Annotated in this window: 17 protein-coding genes; 2 read left to right on the forward strand and 15 right to left on the reverse strand. The window is 42.0% G+C overall.

Features of this window, described 5'->3' with window-relative positions; all coding sequences use genetic code 11:
• Positions 1–50: 50 nt before the first annotated feature.
• Positions 51–5,432 carry a VaFE repeat-containing surface-anchored protein gene (locus DUK53_RS13310; protein WP_052165095.1) on the reverse strand — a complete coding sequence of 1,794 codons (5,382 nt, stop codon included), beginning with the start codon at positions 5,430–5,432 and terminating at the stop codon, positions 51–53.
• Between the two features lie 568 nt (positions 5,433–6,000).
• Here DUK53_RS13310 and DUK53_RS13315 point away from each other — a divergent pair.
• Both DUK53_RS13315 and DUK53_RS13320 read left to right on the forward strand, forming a co-directional pair.
• Positions 6,001–6,645, forward strand: a complete 645-nt coding sequence (locus DUK53_RS13315) for a hypothetical protein (protein ID WP_036094861.1) — start codon at positions 6,001–6,003, stop codon at positions 6,643–6,645.
• 128 nt (positions 6,646–6,773) lie between these two features.
• The gene (locus DUK53_RS13320; RefSeq protein ID WP_036094859.1) at positions 6,774–7,445 is read left to right on the forward strand and encodes a Crp/Fnr family transcriptional regulator; all 672 of its coding nucleotides are present in this window, start codon (positions 6,774–6,776) and stop codon (positions 7,443–7,445) included.
• Between the two features lie 682 nt (positions 7,446–8,127).
• On the opposite strand, the gene DUK53_RS13325 is transcribed toward DUK53_RS13320, so the two are convergent.
• The 14 genes from DUK53_RS13325 to DUK53_RS13390 form a co-directional block, all read right to left on the reverse strand.
• Positions 8,128–8,355 (reverse strand): helix-turn-helix transcriptional regulator, encoded by a 228-nt coding sequence (locus DUK53_RS13325; RefSeq protein WP_036094857.1) that lies wholly within the window; start codon positions 8,353–8,355, stop codon positions 8,128–8,130.
• Positions 8,352–9,113, reverse strand: coding sequence for a YqiA/YcfP family alpha/beta fold hydrolase (locus DUK53_RS13330; RefSeq protein WP_052165094.1), 762 nt, complete (start codon positions 9,111–9,113; stop codon positions 8,352–8,354). Before DUK53_RS13330 ends, DUK53_RS13325 begins: the two co-directional genes overlap by 4 nt.
• Positions 9,114–9,126: 13 nt before the next feature.
• Positions 9,127–9,843: a glycosyltransferase family 2 protein gene (locus DUK53_RS13335; RefSeq protein WP_036094855.1), complete on the reverse strand. Its 717-nt coding sequence runs from the start codon at positions 9,841–9,843 to the stop codon at positions 9,127–9,129.
• On the reverse strand, positions 9,830–11,122 hold the full coding sequence (locus DUK53_RS13340; protein ID WP_081964487.1) for a glycosyltransferase: 1,293 nt from the start codon (positions 11,120–11,122) through the stop codon (positions 9,830–9,832). The genes DUK53_RS13335 and DUK53_RS13340 overlap by 14 nt, the downstream gene beginning before the upstream one ends.
• The gene (locus DUK53_RS13345) at positions 11,119–11,970 is read right to left on the reverse strand and encodes a hypothetical protein (protein ID WP_052165093.1); all 852 of its coding nucleotides are present in this window, start codon (positions 11,968–11,970) and stop codon (positions 11,119–11,121) included. The genes DUK53_RS13340 and DUK53_RS13345 overlap by 4 nt, the downstream gene beginning before the upstream one ends.
• A 5-nt stretch (positions 11,971–11,975) precedes the next feature.
• Entirely contained in the window at positions 11,976–13,292 is a 1,317-nt protein-coding gene (locus DUK53_RS13350; protein ID WP_036133681.1) for a UDP-glucose dehydrogenase family protein, read from the reverse strand.
• A 17-nt stretch (positions 13,293–13,309) separates the two neighbouring features.
• Positions 13,310–14,251, reverse strand: a complete 942-nt coding sequence (locus DUK53_RS13355) for an NAD-dependent epimerase/dehydratase family protein (protein WP_036094967.1) — start codon at positions 14,249–14,251, stop codon at positions 13,310–13,312.
• A 25-nt stretch (positions 14,252–14,276) separates the two neighbouring features.
• The gene (locus tag DUK53_RS13360) at positions 14,277–14,885 is read right to left on the reverse strand and encodes a sugar transferase (protein ID WP_036133678.1); all 609 of its coding nucleotides are present in this window, start codon (positions 14,883–14,885) and stop codon (positions 14,277–14,279) included.
• Position 14,886: 1 nt separating this feature from the next.
• Positions 14,887–16,122, reverse strand: coding sequence for an oligosaccharide flippase family protein (locus DUK53_RS13365; RefSeq protein WP_036094848.1), 1,236 nt, complete (start codon positions 16,120–16,122; stop codon positions 14,887–14,889).
• Positions 16,088–17,401, reverse strand: coding sequence for a hypothetical protein (locus tag DUK53_RS13370; RefSeq protein ID WP_036133674.1), 1,314 nt, complete (start codon positions 17,399–17,401; stop codon positions 16,088–16,090). The genes DUK53_RS13365 and DUK53_RS13370 overlap by 35 nt, the downstream gene beginning before the upstream one ends.
• A 16-nt stretch (positions 17,402–17,417) precedes the next feature.
• Positions 17,418–18,101, reverse strand: a complete 684-nt coding sequence (locus DUK53_RS13375; RefSeq protein ID WP_036133671.1) for a CpsD/CapB family tyrosine-protein kinase — start codon at positions 18,099–18,101, stop codon at positions 17,418–17,420.
• Complete coding sequence (locus tag DUK53_RS13380; protein ID WP_036133669.1) at positions 18,095–18,760, reverse strand: YveK family protein; 666 nt, start codon at positions 18,758–18,760, stop codon at positions 18,095–18,097. The genes DUK53_RS13375 and DUK53_RS13380 overlap by 7 nt, the downstream gene beginning before the upstream one ends.
• A 75-nt stretch (positions 18,761–18,835) precedes the next feature.
• Entirely contained in the window at positions 18,836–20,104 is a 1,269-nt protein-coding gene (locus DUK53_RS13385; RefSeq protein ID WP_036133666.1) for a nucleotide sugar dehydrogenase, read from the reverse strand.
• Between the two features lie 22 nt (positions 20,105–20,126).
• Positions 20,127–20,582, reverse strand: coding sequence for a DUF4352 domain-containing protein (locus DUK53_RS13390; protein WP_052165091.1), 456 nt, complete (start codon positions 20,580–20,582; stop codon positions 20,127–20,129).
• Positions 20,583–20,647: the final 65 nt, after the last annotated feature.

Here is a 20,647-nt window from a genome sequence, read left to right on the forward strand (position 1 = left end):
TCTCGGTTTTCAAACGGCTGCTACGATACTATTCTTTTATGCCTTATCTTTTAACGATTTTGTTTCCTTTTGTTAAGGAAAACGATAGCTCCAATTGCTACAAGCAAGCTTCCGAACAAGAGAGTTAACAATGAGAAATTGTCTCCTGTTTTTGGTAGTTTACTCATTAGGCTTGTGCGTTCGCCATCTTTACCAGCCTTATCCGTCTTCTCTAGTTTGCTAGTACCATTATCTGGTTTAGAAGGATTTTCAGGTTTTTGCGGGTTTTCTGGTTGGCCTGGATTTTCAGGCTTTCCTGGTTTTTCCGGTTGACCTGGATTTTCTGGGTCTGGCTGTTTGATAAAGCGAACCGTTTGGTCTAAGTCGTTAATGTCTTCGTGTACCACAACTTCTTTACCATTGCGGAATAATTTCTCGAAGACAACTACTTCACGTCCACCTAATTCACGTGCGTCTAAGTCAAATGCTACTTCTACAACACCATTTGGTTCTTCTGGTGTGAATGTTGTTTCGCCTAACACTTCTTTACCGTTTGATACGACTGGCTTTCCTGTTGCTTTGTCCATTAGTTTTCCTGTTACAGTATACTCTTTTCCAACGATTAAATCTTCATAGTATACCTTGTCAATAATGCTTACTTTTTCTTCTGGTAGGATTTCTTTGTCACCATTTTGATCTGTTGCGATTGTTTTTAGGTCTGGTTTCGTGAATGTCACGGTTTGGTCTGCATCATTGATGTCTGTATGCACCGCTACTTCTTTGTTGTCGGTATACAGACGCTCAAACGCTACCACTTCTTGCCCTGCTAGAGCTTTGGCATTGAATGTGAATGTTACTTCTACTTCGCCATTTGGTGTTTCTGGTGTGAAAGTTGTTTCGGCTTCTACTTGCTCACCGTCAACTAATAATGGTGCTTCTGTAGATTTGTCCATCAAAATTCCTTTCACCGTGTACTCACGACCTGGCGTAAGATTTTCATAACGAACTGTATCGACTAGACTGATTTCTTCTTCTGGGCTCGGGCTTTGTGTGCCTGTCTCTACGTCACGTAATGTTGTACCGATTTCTGGTGTTTTGATTGTTACTGTTTGTCCTTTATCATTGATGTCTTCATGGGTAACTACTTCTTTGCCATTACGCATCAATTTCTCGAATACGACGATATCCTTACCGTATAAGTCACTTGCATCAAAAGTGAACGCTACTTCTACAAAACCATCTGTATCTTCTGGTGTGAATGTTGTTTCACCGCGTACTTCTTCACCGTTTACAAGAACTGGCGCGTTTGTTGCTTTGTCCATTAAAATTCCTTGTAGTGTGTATTCTTTACCTGCGATTAAATCTTTGTATTCTACTACGTCGATGATTGTTACTTCGCTGTCTGCATTCAGTTCTTTTTCACCGTTTTGATCTGTTGCTGTTGTCCCGATTTCTGGTGTTTTGAATGTAACTGTTTGGTTCGCATCATTGATATCCGTGTGTGCCGCTACTTCGCGCCCATTTTGGTACATTGTTTCGAAAGCTACGATGTCTTGTCCTGCTAAACCTTTGGCGTTAAATGTGAACGTTACTTCTACTTCACCATTCGCTGTTTCCGGTGTGAAAGTGGTTTCTGCTTCTACTTGCTCGCCATCAATCACGAGTGGTGCTTCTGTTGCTTTGTCCATCAAAATTCCTTTTACCGTATACTCACGGCCTGGAATTAAGTTCTCATATTTCACAACGTCTACTAATGTTACGTCTTCTTCTGGACTCGGTGTTTGTGTTGCTGTTTCTTCGTCACGTAATGTTGTTCCAATCGCTGGATCTACGACTTTAATCGTTTGTTTCGCATCATTGATATCTTGGTGAACGGCTACTACTGCGCCATTTAACTTCAATGTTTCAAAAACAACGATGTCTTTACCTTTTAGTTGCGATGCGTCTAAAGTGAATTCTATTTCTTCGCTGCCGTTTGTATTCGCTGGGTTAAACGATTTTGTTGCCGTAATTGTTTGACCGTTTACTAATAATGGTTGATTCGTTGCTTTGTCCATCAAAATGCCTTCGATATCATACGTTTGCGTCGTGTCTAGGTTTTGATATTGTACTTCATCGACAATCGTAATCGGTCCTGCGTGTACATTGCTTTCGCCTGTTTCTTTATCACGTGCAACCGTTCCGATGCTTGGCTCAATAAATGATACGGTTTGTGTCATGCTATCTTTATCCGTGTGTGTTGCCATCACTTGTCCAGACTCATCTTTCAACACTTCAAAGACAACATACGAGTTACCTTTTAAATCTGTCGCGTCTAAATTGTTGAGTGGTACTGTGACTTCTCCAGATGCTGTTGTCGGAATAAATTCGTGTGAACCTTGCGTTAGAACGATGTTTCCAGTTAATTTGTCTACCAATGTTGCTTCTAATGTGTAACGCTCGCCCGGATTTAAGTTGGTATATACTACGCGGTCGCTAAGCGCTACGTTTTGGTGCGGGTGAATATCATGTTGTAACCCTGTGCTCGTTTCAAATGCAAATGTTTGTAAACTTGGTGCAAAGAAAGATACTGTTTGATCCGCATCATTCAAGTCTTCATGTGTTGCCACTACTTCATTCGTTGCTGTATCAATCAGACGCTCAAATACAACCACTTGTTGCCCTTTCAAAGCACGTGCGTCAAATCCGTCTAATGCCACAACTTCTTCCCCATTCTCCGTTGTCGCTGTGAATGTTTTCGAACCTTGCGTCAATACTGTTTTACCATCTTTAGTCATTAATTTTGCATCTAAACGATAGTTTTTGCCTGGTGTTAATTGCTCATATTTCACACGGTCGCTGATAAGTGTCGCCATACCTGGGTATAATTCCTTGTTGTTCGTTCCTGTTTCAAAAGCAAGTGTTTCGATTTGCGGCTTATAATCACGCTTATTGGTGATATTGCCTAATTCTAGAACCGTCGAATCACTTACAATTTCAAAATTAATCGGCTTACCGTCTAGGATATAACCACCATTCGGAGCTTTTGTCTCTACAAAGTGATAGTTGCCATATGGTAAATCGTTCACTGTTACTTTACCAGTTGTCGCCGTACTTGTATAAACACCTACTTGATTACCTGGTGCACTTGATGCACCTTCGTATAATGTGAATTCTGCTCCTGCTAATGGGTTTTGCGTATCTGCATCTACTTTTGTAAATTCTACGCTACCAAGTGGTTCAACAGTTGCTGTGTTGGAAACTTTCAACTCAAATGGTACTGTTACTTGGCCTTCTCCAATAGTGAATGTTCTTGGTGTCGCGTCTAGCTCATATCCTGTTGGTGCTTTTGTTTCCACAAAATAATAGTTGCCAAATTCTAAATTGTTCACTTGGAATTTTCCAGATGCTGGTGTTACGTGGCTACTTACTAGCGTCCCTGAACCTGGTGTTCCTTGGAATAAATCAAACTCTGCTCCTGCTAGAACTTTGCTCTCTTCTGCTTCATCATATTTAATAAGTTCTACCGATCCTACCGGTGCTTCGATTGCTTTATTGGAAACTTGCAATTCAAATGGTACCGTTACTTGACCTTCTCCAATTGTGAATGTTCTTGGTGTCGCGTCTAGCTCGTATCCTGCTGGTGCTTTTGTTTCTACAAAATAGTAGTTTCCAAATTCTAAGTTGTTCACTTGGAAAGCTCCTGATGCTGGTGTTACATGACTGCTTACTAGTGTTCCTGAACCTGGTGTTCCGCGGAATAAGTCAAACTCTGCCCCTGCTAATCCTTTACTCTCATCTGCTTCATCATACTTGATTAATTCTACTGATCCTGCTGGGGCTTCGATTGCTTTGTTAGCAACTTTTAACTCAAATGGTACCGTTACTTGCCCTTCCCCAATAGTGAATGTTCTTGGTGTTGCATCTAACTCATAACCTGCCGGTGCTTCTGTCTCTATAAAATAGTAATCTCCAAACTCTAAATTATCTACTTGCACAATGCCATTAGTGGGTGTAGTATGCGAACTGATTGGCGTATTCCCAGCTGCTGGTGTACCTTTGTATAGATCAAACTTTGCTCCTGCTAAACCTTGGCTCTCATTTGCCTCATCATACTTTACTAATTTTACAGATCCAACTGGTATTTCTTCACGTTCATTAATAATTGGAATCTCTAAATCTAAGATACCTTTATTAGTAAGTTCAAATTTATATGGCTCTTCTAGTAGCTTGTAACCCGCCGGCGCTTCCTTTTCTTCTAACTCATACGTACCAAATTTTAACGTTTCATCATGGCTAACTATACCATTGGAATCTGATATAAGACCCTCTTTGATTGTCGTTTTCGATCCGTTTGAAATTCGATATAAGTCAAATTTAGCGCCTTGTAAAGGATTTCCAGATTCATCTTGTTTTTTAACTGTAAAACCAGCATTGTCACCTTCAGCTCCACCTGACCCGCCTTCTATCCTAACAGTAGACTCGCTATCTTCTGTTCTCTCTGTTGATACGATTTTGGCTTTATTGGTAAACTCTATTTGATCAGGATCTGTAATTCGGGTATTATAGTAAATCTTTCTTCCCATTCCATCATTAATGTCACCTACATTAACCTCGAATGTTCTTTGCTCCGCGTTATAGTTCTCTAAACCTAATAGCCAAAAATTTCCATATCCTATTCCGATTGTATTCCCTCTATTATAACTTTGTATCACATTTACCTTGTCCGCTTCCGTGAATCCAGCAAATTCTTGACCTGGACCTATTTCATCGTAGATTCTCACATTGCTCATGGACTCATACAAAACTGGAAATGCAGGATTAGGTAATAATGGTGGTAGAATAAGGATTTCCCATCTTATCATATCTCCTGTTGCATTAACCCTTCCATTCTTATAGTAACGATCTCCATAGAATGGTTGGTCTGGATCTGATCCACCACCACCTGGCTCTCCTGGCGTGATTGGTACTTTCACAGTTTCTCCATCAATATCAAATTCAATTTCAATTTCTTCACCTGGCTTAACATCTGATGTGAAGTTAACGAAAAACTCAAAATATCCTTTAACGTTTGATTTCCTTTCAGGATAGTCTGTAAAGGTAACAACATATTGTTGCCCGCCTGGACTTGTCGCTTGACCAATCGCTACTAGTTCTCCATTACCATCCTTAAACTCTAGTTGATTATTTTGTGCTGTTTGTAGCTCTTTAGGAAGCGTAACCTCCATTTTATCGCCTTCATCAACATCTTTATCATTTGGAATCGCAAACTCGTATTTAACTTTGAAACTTTTATTTGTTGGAATAGACTGAATAGGATTACCACTGCCATCTGTAAATACCACACTTGTAATGAATTGGTTTCCCCAATTATATCCACCTGCCGCCGATGCCATTAACTGCATCGATAATTGATTAATAATTAATACACTCAAAAGCATGATTGTGATAATCTTTTTAAAATTTTTCTTCATTCATTTCCTCCTGATATTTCGAATTTGGTAATGCCTGACTGCCTGTCTCAATTACTAGTATATATATAAACCTAATTTTGTGATGTAACATATGTTACTCGATGCTTTTTTTTCGTTTCATACCTGCTATTTTGATTTTGCTTTACGTGAAGTGTCCCTTTTGGAAAAATGGTTAGGCATGATGAAGCGACAAAGTTAAATTAGGGTATTTTCGCATTGGCTAGCATATCGTTACATACGTGTAGGTATATTGCTGTTTTCCTCCCTTGAAGAGAATAACACGATTCCTACTGGTGTTTTGTAACAAAGGTTACAGAACTCATAAAACGGATGAATGAACGGACGGTGACAAAAAAATCGCCTCACTTACACGTGTTACCAAGGCTTTTCGACGCGTAATAGTTCTTTTTCTTCTATATAATAGTTTTCATTCTTGGGTAAAATGATCAGCTTACGTAGAAATTTTTTTACATTAAATCGCGGGCAACATATGTTACAATCTCCTCTATTTATATGTGTTACTGTAAACTAGCAGTAAATCCGAATGGGAATGGAGTGGGTAGGAAGAATGGATTTTTTACATGTGCACGATTTATTAATAAAAAAACCTAACTTATTAGTATCATTGCTTGAGATGACAGAACTTGATACGTGGCATCCTGATATATGTCAAATTCAAACATTAAAGAGTTATCAATCCTTAAACATAGAAAATGCGGAGAAGATTATTCATATCACACAAGGCGTTTTATTACAGCAAGTCAATAATGCGGACATTTGTAAAATCAGTGTGAACGCGATTTGGTCGAAAGATGATGTTCTATTCCATAATGTTTTTCAGCAAAGTCAATACGAATACTTAGCAATCGGTGACGTCGAGGTGGCCATTTTTGATGCGCGCGCTGTTTTAGATACGCTTTCTAAGGAGCCGTTTTTTCCGGATTTTTTGATTGAATATAATAAGCGTCAACAAGAGGAGTTTTTCCAGTTTTCCTATATGTTGACGAAGAATATTCGCGAGCGTGTCTTAGATGTGATGAAGCGTTTCTCAAAAAAGCATCCAGATGGCTATATGGTGCCAAAGCGCGTCAATAGTTTGCTATTATCGAAATGTTGCCAAGCCACGCCTGCTACAATAAAAAAAGCCTTGATAGACTTGAAACATGAGAAACGTATCATCAAAAGAGAACAGCACTTATTTATTCAAGATTAGATAATATAGCCTATACGGATGTGCGCAATGATATGTAAAAGGAGGCTATTTTTAACAGTTTGGTGTCTCTTTGTTGTATAATAACTATGAAAGATTCACATGCTGAAATTTGCGAGGAGGTCATGGTCATGAACTTTATACAGTTTCACAAAGAACTGTTTGGTGTTAATTCTAAGTTTTCAGAGTATGCGGCTAATCATGCAGGTACGCAGGAGTTTTTCTTTGAGGGGCCTGGTTTATTTCAGGTTGATTTAGAGAAGTATGCCTTTCTGGTTTATGAAGGTGTTGTCCTTAAATATCATATTTCTCCGCTAGGCAAGATGCTGTATGATAATTTCTATACGCGCAATTCCTTTATCGGCTTACTTCCCAATATTTTTTATTTTGATGATTATTTTGAATATACAACACTTGGCAATATTCGCGGTTTGAAGATTCCTTTGTCGGCTTTGGAGGCTTATCCTGATGATCTTAAGAACGAGCTTTTCCTTAGAAATATTCAACGTGAATTATTTTGGAAAGATAGTGCGGCTAGAATGTTAGGACTAAATTTGAAAGAAAAAATTTATTATATTCTGTCTATCATTCATAGTTTTCGTGGTATTAATCCATGGGACAACACGTATAGTATTCCTAAATATATTACTCATGAAATATTAGCAAATGTGGCGAATGTGAGTCGGACGCGCGTGTCTTACGTGATGTCGGAATTGCAAAAAGAAAATGTGATTACGTATAGCAAGGAAGGCAAGATTGTTATTCTGGATATTGATTTTTTGCATGATTCTTGTGGTTACTAGGTTGAAAAGTGGCTCTATTATCCTGTGCTTATTTCAGAGCGGTAAACAGTATAATAGGGCTTTTTTATTTTGGTGGCTATATTTGTTTTTCTCGTCTTGTTTTATATGTACATAATACTTTCCGCTTAATGTTCGTTTTTTTAATCTAAATTATCTGATTTATCAACCAAAATTACTTTTCCTTTTTAGAAATCCAGAAAAAATGGATGTTGCGAAAGTTTTTGTAACACCCTTTTTGTTCCATAAACCACTAATTCTGCATGCCCAAGTGCCACATATTCATAATGAGTAGATTAAAAAAATATTGTGGAAAATAAAATTATTCTCCATCCAAATAGCGTTGATTAATTGCTTGTTTTGCTTCTGGTTGTTAACTTGTTGTAATATTGGATAGCTCTAGTAAGAGAAAATCCATAGGAAACCTCCCTTTCGTCTGAACTACATTATTTAGCATAATGCATAATTTTTTAACAGGAAAGAGCGAAAAAACACTATTTTGCAAATGATTTTCAGGATTATGTGCGTTATATTCTTAAATTTGTTATTTGCGATCCTAAACGATTGGTATTAAACGAGTGAAAATGTGTCGAAATTGTGTCTAAAATTTTCATTATGCAATAAACCTATCCTTCTACGGAACATTTGAAAAAAGCCGGCCATTGATATAACCGACTTTCTCTGTTTATTGAAATGGTCGATATTTTTTTCGTAGCTCGCCTGCGTCCTGTTTTCTATTTTCGATTTCGTATCGGTAAAACAGGACGGCGGAGCCTTTTTTTATTTTTGTGATTTTGCCACGGGTTACCAAGGAGTGAAAGCATTGTTTTGAGACGCCTAGGTGTTCGATGGCTTCTTGCCGGGATAAAAATTCTCGATTTAAAAAAATCATTAGTTCTTCTTGACGATTCATGATGCTTCACCTCTTATTTTTGCAATTGTTTGCAATAGGTAAGGCGGAAAATGACCTCGTACGTCGGCATGTGAGGTGTACTTTTTGATGTCTTGTTCTGTTTTGACTTTTTCCATGGTTAGCTGTACCAGAAGTGGCTCGATATGACTTTTATAAGTGTGTTCTTGATTGGAATAATGCAGGTAAACGTTCGGTGCATTCGTTATCGTGATGGTTTCTTTTAGCATTGTATCCAATTGATGTAGCTTCGTTTCCGTAAATTCACCGAGCATTGCTTTAAGTGTTGGCATGCGTTCTGGCTCCGACTGGAGGTAGGTTGAGAGAAAATATTGCGGTGCGCCGGAAATGATGTTTGTAGCTCTCATCCGAAAACCGAAATAAAGTGCTGCGTAACCGCCTTTACTTGAGCCGATGTATGTTGTTTGTGTTGCTTTCATTTTCTGGGCTGTCGTTGTGATGAGCTCCTCGACTGCATCTCGAATCTGAAAATTTCCCTGCTCGCAAAGGTAGTATACGCCACGTTTTTGGTGTCCAAAGTTATCTAGAATGAACAGTTTGTTGCCTGAGACTTCCTTTAATGTGTTGACGTAATTGTAAGTCGAGGACATTCCTGCTCTAGGGAAAGCGCTGAAAATAACGAAGAGGTCGCGACTCGTGCTATCTTTTTGAAGTAGATAGTGCAGTTTTACACCATTGGATTGTGTCGCTGTTCGTCCAATAAGCTGAAAATAGAGTTTGGCAAATAGTTTTTTTATCATGTATTTCACCTTCCTAGCTGATACGTTTTTTGATTGCCTGGTAAACATAACCTGTGAAATTATATACTGTTTGGATATAGGTCAGTTTTTCTTGTTCGCGGTACATTTTCCACGTTTGCCCAAGCATTTTGGTTTTGTTCGCGGATAGGGTATTCGCTTGGACTTCGTAATAGGCAAGTCCTTCATTGAGTCCATACGCGTGAATTCCCGTTTTTAAAATAGCTAGCCAGGTTGCTGTATCTTGCCTCGTGCGGATATTTGGCATCGAAAAAGTCCCAACAATAGTGCAGTCAATCATGACGGTCAAGCAACCGATAATCGTGTTTCGGAGTAGTTTTTTATACGTCATTTCGGCTGGTGCTGGAACAAGTCGTTGTTTTCCGCTTGTTTCGTTGCGGTAGTAAGCAGTGAAGCTGAATCCGATGTTGTTTGCCGCCATAAATGTGTGCTGGCGTGCTAGTTTTTCAGGGTGCCAGCTGTCGTCGCTATCGAGAAAGGCAATGTATCTGCCAGTTGCGGCTTGGATGCCTGTATTTCGTGCAATGGCTGATCCGCTATTTTTGGGTAGTTGAATAAGTTGAATTCGCTGGTCTGTCATTTGCTCGATAATGCTGCACGTCGCATCACTCGAGCAGTCATCGATGATAAGCAGTTCGAAATCTTGATATGACTGCCCAAGAACGCTTTGAATGGATTTCTCAACTGTGTTAGCGCTATTATACGTTGGCATAATAATGCTGATTTTGTCGTTTTTGATGGGGGATTCCTCCTAATTTTGCGTAGTAGTTGAGTAAACGATGCTGTTCGTTCTCCCAGATGTATTTTTCTTTGATTGTGGTTATGTTTGCTTTGAGTTCGGCGTAGTGCAATGGGTTGGCGATGATAGCGTTGACACCTTTTGCAATCGACGCCGGATCGTGGGAATCGACGCATAGGCCAACTTGATCGCCCTGCACCACTTTTTTGATTTCAGGAAAATCGCAGGCAATGACTGGCACGCTTGCGGCAATGTATTCGAATAGTTTGTTGGATGACGCGGAATAGTGGTTGAAGCATGTGTTGTTCAATACTTGAAAACCGAGATAAGCTTGTTCGGTATAGCTTTTTAGGTCCGCAAGTGGGACTTTGTTGACGAACTTCACTTTATCGGTCAAACCTTGCTTCACCACCATTGTTTCCAGTTCTGCTTTTTGACGGCCATCCCCGATAAAAACGAGCGTTCCTTTCTTGAAAAGTGGTGCTGCCATTACGAGTTTTTCTAGACCGCGCCCTGGATTCATGACGCCCTGATAGAGTAGAATTAGTTCGTTTTTTGGTAGGTTTAATTTTTGATGCAGCGAGGTGACTTTCCTTGGTGTTGCATCAAGTTCTGGATAGTTATGCACAACGCTCGGCAGAAAACCGTATATTTTTTCATTGTATTCCGCTCGGGTATCATTTTCGACAATCATAAAATCGATCGTCTTGATGTAAAATCTCTCAATCCAGCCATGAATCGCGCCGTGGTAGCCTTCGCGACTCGTTTGAACTTCGTGGGAGTCGTAGATAAGTGGCTTTTTTTTGATTCGCCATTTTGCAGCAATCTGTGCTTGTGGCAATGTATTCAAATCGTGCGCGTGATAGAAATCAGTTTTTCTGCCGCGAGCCACGCGTGTCATTTCAGCGATGAGTAACGCCATATTCGCTAGCCTTCGCACTTTTGGAATCAGCCAGATGGCGAGGAGACATGCGCTTAGAATCGTTGCAATCAGCGAACCTATCGTCATGCTTAAAAGGAGTAATCCCGCAAGAATACACGAAATCCCAATCAGTCCGCTCTTGCCGCTCACTCGTGTCACCTGAAATCCCGGTTGTACCACTTCCGCGCGCGGTAGTGCCGCTTTTCCGATCTCCTGCACACATATCAAATCAACTAGATAACCCGCATCTGCCAGTGATTTCCCCTCTTTATAAACCCGCGCATCATTCGTGAAATTATTAAAAAGTAACATCGTAATCTTCTGCTTCATCTGAACATCCCTTCTTGAAAAAATTGTTCCGTTCGCCGCTTCTGCCCTGTTTGGTTGACGTGATAGACCGAATTCGAGATCTCTGAAAGCGGCACAAAATAATCATTCGGCGAGCCAATGACCGTGTAGCGAGCTTCCAAATACGCTTTTAAATCCGCAATATAATTCGATTGGGCATAGACGTCAAATTCCAGCGTACTCGGATACGTTATTTTCACCTCTATATTGCGTTTTTTAGCCCGTTTAACAAAACAATCCAACGCCCGCATGGCCTCCGTCTCCTCAAAATAATCTGGAAAACGCAGCGGTTTATTCTTACTCGGTTCTAAATCTGAAAACGCGATATTCTGATAGGAGCCGCATTCGCTAATTTCGAATTTTTTCTCAACAAATTTCACATTTAGTTTCAAATTGGCAAGTAAATAGTAAAGTTGCTCCTTTCGTGAAAAGCGCTTCAACTGATGGCGGCGATACATCCGATAATACTCATACGCGAAAATATCATGATTTGGCCGGTGATAAAGCGAATAAGCGAAACAAAGCACGATTTCATCCCCTGATTTAGCATTTTTCATCGCTGTATCCAAAATAAATTGCATCCCCAAACCAACATTCAAGCCAAAATTCACGTGTGGCAAGTTTCCCTGCGCATTCAAAAACGCGGTATCAAAACTGTAAAGCACATCGCTCCCGCCTACAATGAAGCGTTTCTTTCCTTGAATCTGCGCCGCATACGTTTCTTTCACCTCAAGCAACCGCTGAATCCGAACAATCCCTCTTGCTTTATAAAAAAAATAATACCAAGCGATTCCAGCGATAAGTAGCATGATACAACTGATAATAAGCACGATAATCACCTCAAAACCGGCATTCTAACATGATGATTCCGTCCAATCGAACGATAAATAATGCCCGCTTCCCTCATCCGTTTTTGGTCCATACAGTTTCGTCCATCAATAACAACCGGCACACGCATCACCGCTTTTAAAACGGTCAAATCTAGCTGTTTCACTTCCTGCCATTCCGTCACAATAATCGCCGCCTCTGCATCAAATAAAGCCGCATCAATCTCATCATGCAAGGCAACCGAACTCGGCAATAAACCACGCGCCTCCATCGTTGCAACCGGATCATACGCCGCAACGCTCGCACCCGCCTCCAACAATTGCGCAATAATTTTCAGCGACGGCGCATCACGCATATCATCCGTATTCGGCTTGAACGCCAAACCTAGCACAGCCACTTTTTTCCCGCACAAATCATCATGAATCGTCAATAACTGCTCCACCATTTTTTCATAACGCACAGCATTCACCGCTTCGACCGCGTCCAATAATGGCAAATTCGCGCCCTCTTCCCGCGCCATTGCAAGCAACGCCCTCGTATCTTTCGGAAAACACGAACCACCATAACCAATTCCCGCCTGCAAAAACTGACTCCCAATCCGTTTATCCATGCCAATTCCAGCACTCACCGCTTCAATATCGGCATTTTTCCATTCACACATATCCGCCATTTCATTAATAAAACTAATCTTCGTCGCCAAAAAAGCATTCGCTGCATATTTAATCATCTCCGCGCTCCGAATATCCGTCTCAAAAATAGGCACCGAAAACGGCTCAAAAATGTCCCGCATCACGCTCGCGGCTTCTTCATGCGCTGTCCCAACGACCATCCGATCCCCATAAAACGTATCATGAATCGCGCTTCCTTCCCGCAAAAACTCCGGATTCGAAACCATCATCGGCCGCGTCCCGCAAGCAAGCGCAATCGTGTCCGCAATCAGATCGTTCGTCCCAACTGGAACCGTGCTCTTCGTCACGACAACCGTCTCCGCCCGCACGAATGGCGCAACATCACAAGCCGCCGCCAAAATATAATCCAAATTCGCCGAACCATCCGCACAAGGAGGTGTCCCAACCGCAATGAAAATCACACTATCCGCCGTCATCGCATTCGAAAGCTCCGTCTCAAACGCCAATCGCCCTTTCAAAATATTCTGTCGCATCAAATCCCGAAGCCCCGGCTCATAAATCGGCGACTCCCCATCACGCATTCGCGCCACTTTTGTCGCATCCAAATCCACACACGTTACCCAATGTCCCACTTCCGCAAGCGCCGTCCCAGTCACCAATCCAACATAACCCGTTCCAATTACAACTATATTCATATTCCTCTCCCTCACGTCTATTTCATCAAGACCATTTCCTGATTTTGCTTCTCCACATGCATTCGCTCCAGACCCTTCGCCAACCTATGTAGCGGCTGCCAACAGGTCATCTCCAAAAATTTCCGATTCGAAAGCCGACTATCACGCACATCACCAACCCGCGCCATCCGATTTTCCGGCACAACCTGCACTTGCAACAACTCGCTCATCACCCGCAAAACATCATTAATCGACGTCTGCTCATCCGTAGAAATGTTGTAAATCCCATTTTCCTGCACATCAAGCGCCAAAACTAACGCCTCCGCAATGTCCTCCACATAAACAAAATCACGCGTTTGCTCGCCGTCCCCATGAATAACCGGACTTTCTCCAGACGTCACTTTATCCCAAAATTCAGAAATCACATCCTTAGCAGCCGTCCCTTTTTCCCCATAAACATTCGCAAACCGAAGCGCACAATAAGGAAAATCCGCCGTCTCATGGTTCAGTTTTAAATACTCCTCCCCCATCCATTTCGACATTCCATACGGCGAAATCGGCATCGGAATAGCATCCTCCGTCAATGGCAATTCCGCATTATTCCCATAAACCGCCGCCGAAGAAGCAAATACAAACCGTTCAAAATCTGCGACTTGCTTACATGCCTCCATCACGTTCAACGTCCCCATAATATTAATATCCGCATCCAGCAACTGCTCCGCAATCGAAACCTGCACATCAATCTGCGCAGCCAGATGAATCACAAAATGCGGCGCAATCTCCCTAATATACTCCCGCGCAGCCTCACTCCGAATATCACAAACCTTCAAATCGACCAAACCTTCAGGAATCGCCGACCGATCCGCACGACTCAAATCATCGATCACAAAAATCGCGTGTGGCGTTGCAAGTAAACGCTGAACGACCCGCGAACCAATAAAACCACAACCACCAGTGACTAAAATCCGTTTTTTCCTCATGCTTTTCCCCACTTTCGCTAATCTCCTAAACTGCATCCCGTGACTTCAACACAACCACAACCGTCCGCAGCAAAATAACCAAATCCATCCGCAACGAAAAATTCTCCACATAATGATAATCCAAGCGCATCTTCTCGCCATTCGTCACAGAACTACGCCCATTCACCTGCGCCCAACCCGTAATCCCCGGCTTCACTTCCAAACGCTTCCGCTGCTGCTCCGAATAACACGACGTAATCGCCGGAATTTCCGGTCTAGGCCCAATAAAACTCATATTTCCCAACAACACATTGAAAAATTGCGGCAACTCATCCAAACTTGTCTTGCGAATAAACGCCCCAACTTTCGTCACATGCGGATTTTCCTCCGTCACATCTTTAAAAACAAATCCATCCGGAACCCCGTGCTCCCAGTCATAATCATGCTCACCACTCATCTCCCGCACACGCATCGAGCGAAATTTATAAATCGAAAATGCTTGGCCATCCTTCCCCGTTCGCGTCTGCACAAACAGCACTGGCCCTCGATCCTCCAACTTAATACATAGCGCAGTTACAAGCATAATCGGCCCCGTCAAAACAATCCCAATAACACTCAACACAATATCCCCAAACCGCTTCATAAAAGCCATCATCCTATCCCCTCCTTCCTTTCAAAATTTCCTTCCCAATCCACCATAAACACAGATTAAAAACCGCAATAACACTCCCATATACGAGCATCGTTTGTAAAAAATCGCTCTTAAAAACACTAAAAATAACAACTACAAATCCCAATTTGACACTCTCCAACACCATTTGTAACTTTTGCCGTTCCAGTAAATACAAAATCTGAGACGTCGCGCTACAAATCATTTGCGTCAAAAACATCGCCCCTAAAACTTGCGTCAATTGCCCAGCAACCACCCATTCCTCACCAAACAACACGTGAAAAATGCTCGGCGCGAAAAAGGCAAAAATACAAAACGGAACCGTCAAATACCAAGCTAATTTCTTCGTTAGACTCATGTATAATGCATAAACCTTCGCTGGATTCGCCGCCATTTCCTTCGCTGCTACACTGTAAAAAAACTGCGCTAACGTCATCGCTAAAACCGAAATCGGCACGATAATCACGCGTTGCACAAACGCATATTGACCGCTATCATTCGCGCCAAAAACCGCTAACACAAGCAATAACGGGAGTTGCAACGATAGTGTGTTAATCAATCCCGCCGGCATCGAAAAAATCATAAAATCCTTATATTTACGCAATAATTCCGCCGTATCGCGCCATGTCATGCGGACTTTCACATCTTGCTTCGAAACCCGAGCCAATATCCCAACACTAATCGTCTTCCCAATCACGTCACCAACCAATAATCCTGTTCCTTTCATCACGCCAGAAAAAGCAAATCCAATCTGCGCAAATCCAGTGAAGCCATTCTGCAAAGCCCGCGTCATCGCCAACGTCCGATACTGCTCCCGGTTCATATTTTCATAATTATAAATCTGAATCAGACTCGTCATCGCGATGCCCATCGAAAGCAAAATCGCCTCCCATAACGCCGGATAAATCCCCACCCAATTCAAAACACTGACACCGAAAACGAGATACACCAGCAAGATTACGAGACTTATCAAGATTGCCAAATACTGATTAATGTACGTTAGTTTTTTTGCCCGCGTCCGGTTTCGCTCTAACGGAATCGCTTTTTCGAGCCCAAGACTCGCGACCTTCACCGTGATTGTAATGACGGTCACATACGCCGCGTAAATGCCGAACTCTGCCGCCGAGTAGAGCCTTGCAATAATTGGTGCGAAAGCAATCATGAGCAGTTGCGCCAAAGCATTGCCACTAAACAGCGTCCAGATGATTTTTTTGATAGGCAATTGGCTCCCTCCTTTGCTCTGTTTGGAATATATAATTCAGCCCCATCGCGATAAAAATACCGTTCGTCATGAGCGCGATAATAAACGAACTATCCACCAAACTCCACGCCGGCATAACCATCAACGCGACACTAATAATAAAATTTCGATTCGCCGAAATGCTATCGTAAATCCACAGCACAATCGTGAGCAAAATGGTAAACACAATCATTCCCGCGTAGCCAAATGCCGAATATCCATCCGCCCACATGTTCACATTCGCCGACATTTCCTCCGATCCAAAATAGTTCAACCCGATGACATAACTCGGATTCGCGTCATACGGATAATGAACAAAACCACGAAAAATCGAATGCCCAAGATACGTTTTCGGATGCGTAGAGAAAAAGTCAAAGAAGAAACTGGATAGCGCACCCGGAAGAAATAACATGCGTCGCGTAAAAATCTCTGTGAGCGTAATATTGCCGCTAAGCGTATCAAAAACCATCGAGAATACGACGAGAAACAAGATCATCCAGACAAACCGGACGCCGAACTTAGCCCCCCCGTGTCGCAAACAAAACAGGACAACCGCGAGCAAACACAACGATAACGCGACACTTTTATGCCCTGTAACCGAGTAAACATAAATTTGACCAACGATTCCAACCCCGATAAGCACCATATTTCCTTTCAAAACACCGAGCGTAACTAAGAATAAATCCATAATTTTCGAAAGCCACACAACCGCGTATCCCGAAAACCGATTCGCTTCTCCCCGATACGTTTCGCGGACGTCATACACTTCCTTAAACGACACAACATCGATGCGAAATCCGAACGTTTGAATCATAATCGCATACAACAACATCGTGAAAAAAACGATACCAACCGTGACTAAATTTTGCGATATGTTCCATTCTCTTATTCGAATAAGCGGCAATCCTCCACCAAAGTACAGAATAATCAGACATATAAGCAATACAAATTTGAAGATAAAAAAGGCATCAAACGGCGTAGCACGAACGAAATCTGGTATGAGCATCACGGGAATATACGCGAAAATATACAATATCCAATAAATAACTTGCGACGGTCTCGACACCCGATACTCCGACCAAAAAGCTGGTAAAAAGGCAAGTATGCTAGACACAGCACAGATCCAGAGCGGCGGATGAAGGTTGACAAGTCGATAATAGCTATACGACGGCGATATGAGATAAATGTAAGCGATGTAAAGGCTCAAGATGTATAAAATAATCCCTGCCCACACAGATAATTTGCCGACTCGAATAGACATGAAATGCCTCTCCCCCTTACTTCTTCACGTAATCATAATAATAACTAGATTCATGACGACGCCGTTTAACTTTATTCCGAATAATCCCCAACACGTCAATATTTTGCATCTTGCATTTCTCGATACATTCTTTCAATTGCGTCTTTGTCGTCTTCCCATTCTCCAAAACAAGAATCGTCGCATCACAATAATTCGCGGTAATAATCGTATCCGACAACCCAATCGGCGGCGCATCAATAAAAATAAAATCATACACCGTTTCATACTCTTTCAAAATCTCCGGCAATAAACTATCGCTCAAAAGTTCAGACGGATTATACGGCGAAGCACCACTCGCCATCACATCCAGATAATCATCAATCTTCTGAATCCCCTCATATCTATGAAATTGATCATCTTTCAAAAGATCAGACAATCCAACATAATTTTTCAATTTAAAAATCCGATGAATCGTTGGCAATCGTAAATCACCATCAATCAAAAGTACTCGCTTCCCACTCTTTGACATAAACATCGCTAAATTAGCAATCAGCGAAGATTTTCCTTCCCCTTGTCGGCAAGAAGTCGCCATAATCGTCTTGATTTTTTTCTTATCCGCTACGTATTGAATCGATGCACGAATATTACGAAATTGTTCCGGAATCGTTCCTTTTTCGTTTGTAATGAGCGTTCTTTGTTTCGCCTTTTTTTGGATTACCATTTTTCAATCTCTCCTAGCACTGGAATAACCGTTACTTCCTGAATATCTGCCTCTTCGCGAATCGTCACATTGGTGAAACCGTGGATAAACATGATAACCGAGCCAACCATCAAACCAATAAAAGCGCCCATTACCAAACTCACCTTTTTATTCGGACTCACAACGGTGCCTTCCACTGCTTTGGATAGAATCACAATCGTATTGTCCTCGATTAAGTTGCCAACCTCTTGCTGCATAGTCGATACCGTTTTATTAACAAATTCCATGGCTTTTTCGGCGCTGTCCGCTTTATACGAGACAGAAATAATTTGCGAGTCATTTTCGTTTTTTACCGCTAGTTTTTGAGCTAATATCTCGGGTTTTGCTACTAAATTCAAATCGCCTTTCACCTTATCGATAATGTAATTACTTTTCAAAATGCCTGTATACGTGCTGATTAGGCGATTATTCGTATTCGCATCCAGCCTAATATCATCCTCCGCAAGCTTCTGCGGTTTCACAAGGATATCCGAACTCGCTTGGTACATCGGAACTGCCATTTGCGTCACCCAAACATACGCCCCTGCAATACCTAGGTTTGTCATGAAGAGCAACAGAATCGCATAACGTTTCAAATACTGAACGAGCATTTTCATATCAATCTTTTTTTCGATATTCACCGTTTCCCACCTTTTATCTATAGTTTTTTAGTCCGTTACGCAACGTTTAGATTTATGTTGTACTTTTAGCGTAGATTAACTTGGAACAACCCCTATTTTTTTCGCTTGATATAAATTGCCATAATTCACGTAATTTACCTCTGCACCAACATGTTGCACAATATTTTTCGTATCAAAAATCGTCATGTCACGCATTTTATTCGTATATTTTGTCGGAATATTTCGAAACTCATCATGATCCGTCAGCACCACTAATAATGAACTCCCATCACACGCCTCTTCCCCAGTCAGCGGCAACTCAGCCACGTGCGGATCGAAAACGCGAACATCAAAAGCCATATCATCCAATCGCGCCTTTATTTCCATCGCTGGGCTTTCCCTGACATCATCAATATTTCCCTTATATGTCATTCCGAAAAGCGTCACCCTGTTTCCCTCACGCTCCGCCATGAACGCTCGAACTTGTTGTACCACAAAGTCTGGCATACTATTATTAATCGCCCGCGCCGTCTGCATCAACAGAGATTCCTCGGGAGCCGCAGCAATAACAAAATACGGATCAACTGCTAAACAATGACCGCCAACGCCTGGCCCTGGCTGATGCAAAGTCACACGTGGATGCTTATTCGCCATTTCAATCACACGCAAAGCATCGATGCCCAAACGCTCACTAATTTTGGCAAGCTCGTTAGCAAGTGCAATATTCACATCCCGATACGTATTTTCCATCAACTTACTCAGTTCCGCCTCGCCCGCCTGCGCCTTGATCATTTCACCTTTCACAAAAGTGCCATAAACCGCCGCCGCTTTTTCCGTACAAGCATCGGTAATCCCGCCAATAATACGCGGATTGTGCACTAATTCATGCATAATATTCCCCGGCAAAACTCGCTCTGGACAATGCGCTAGAAAAATATCCTCGCCCACCGTAAAACCCTGCTGCTCAATCACAGGTTGTACGACATCCGTCATCGTTCGCGGAGCAATAGTGGATTCGACAATAATCGTATCGCCTCGTTTTACATGAGGTAAAATATTGTTCACTGCAGCTTCGACATAACGCGTATCACAAGACTGATATTGATCCGCTTTGTTCGGCGTTGGTACAGCGATAATGTAAACGTCAGCACTCGCAGGCACCGTACTCGCAAAGAAGTTTTCCGTCAACAATACTCCTTGTAAATCTTGCTCTAAACCCGGCTCTTCAATATGAATCAAGCCCGCGTTTAACTGTGTGGTGACCCATGGTGAGATATCGACGCCCGTCACTTGATGCCCGTATTTCGCGAACAATATCGCAGTTGGCAAACCAATATATCCAAGGCCTATAACCGTCATTTTCATCCTATTGCTTTCCCCTTTCTTGTCATTTATCAGGAACCGTAACCGTCCACTTCACATGATCCGTCGCCTCTTGTGAATAAGGCTCGTACAGCACCGTTACTTCCTTCTGATCCGCCGGTATTTCATAAAAACCAGAACCCTTCAATGTCTTTCCAGCCGCAATCTCATCGCCAAAATTGTTAGCATTCAAGCCATACATCGCATGCTTTTTCCCATCTTTTGTCTGAATCTTGAAATCACCCGCGCCAGCTCCAGCTTTTTCCTTACCTGTATTCTTAACGCTAAAATCGAGTTGTAGCATTTGCTTTTTATCGTCGTTACTAATTTTCAATTGAGTGCCCTCTAATGTCATTTCGAGGTTGTTCGCTACTCTTGTTTTACCAACATCATCGCTCGCCGTTTTACCACATCCGCTTATTGCGACCGCCACGACAATACTGAGTAAAAATACCATGAGCCAGTTTCTTTTCTTTTTCATAAAATTGGAACTCCCTTTCAAAATTAGGACATCATGAGTGGCGATGAACACCACTCATGATGCAT

It is taken from the genome of Listeria sp. SHR_NRA_18 (assembly GCF_003856515.1).
Taxonomy (GTDB): domain Bacteria; phylum Bacillota; class Bacilli; order Lactobacillales; family Listeriaceae; genus Listeria_A; species Listeria_A newyorkensis.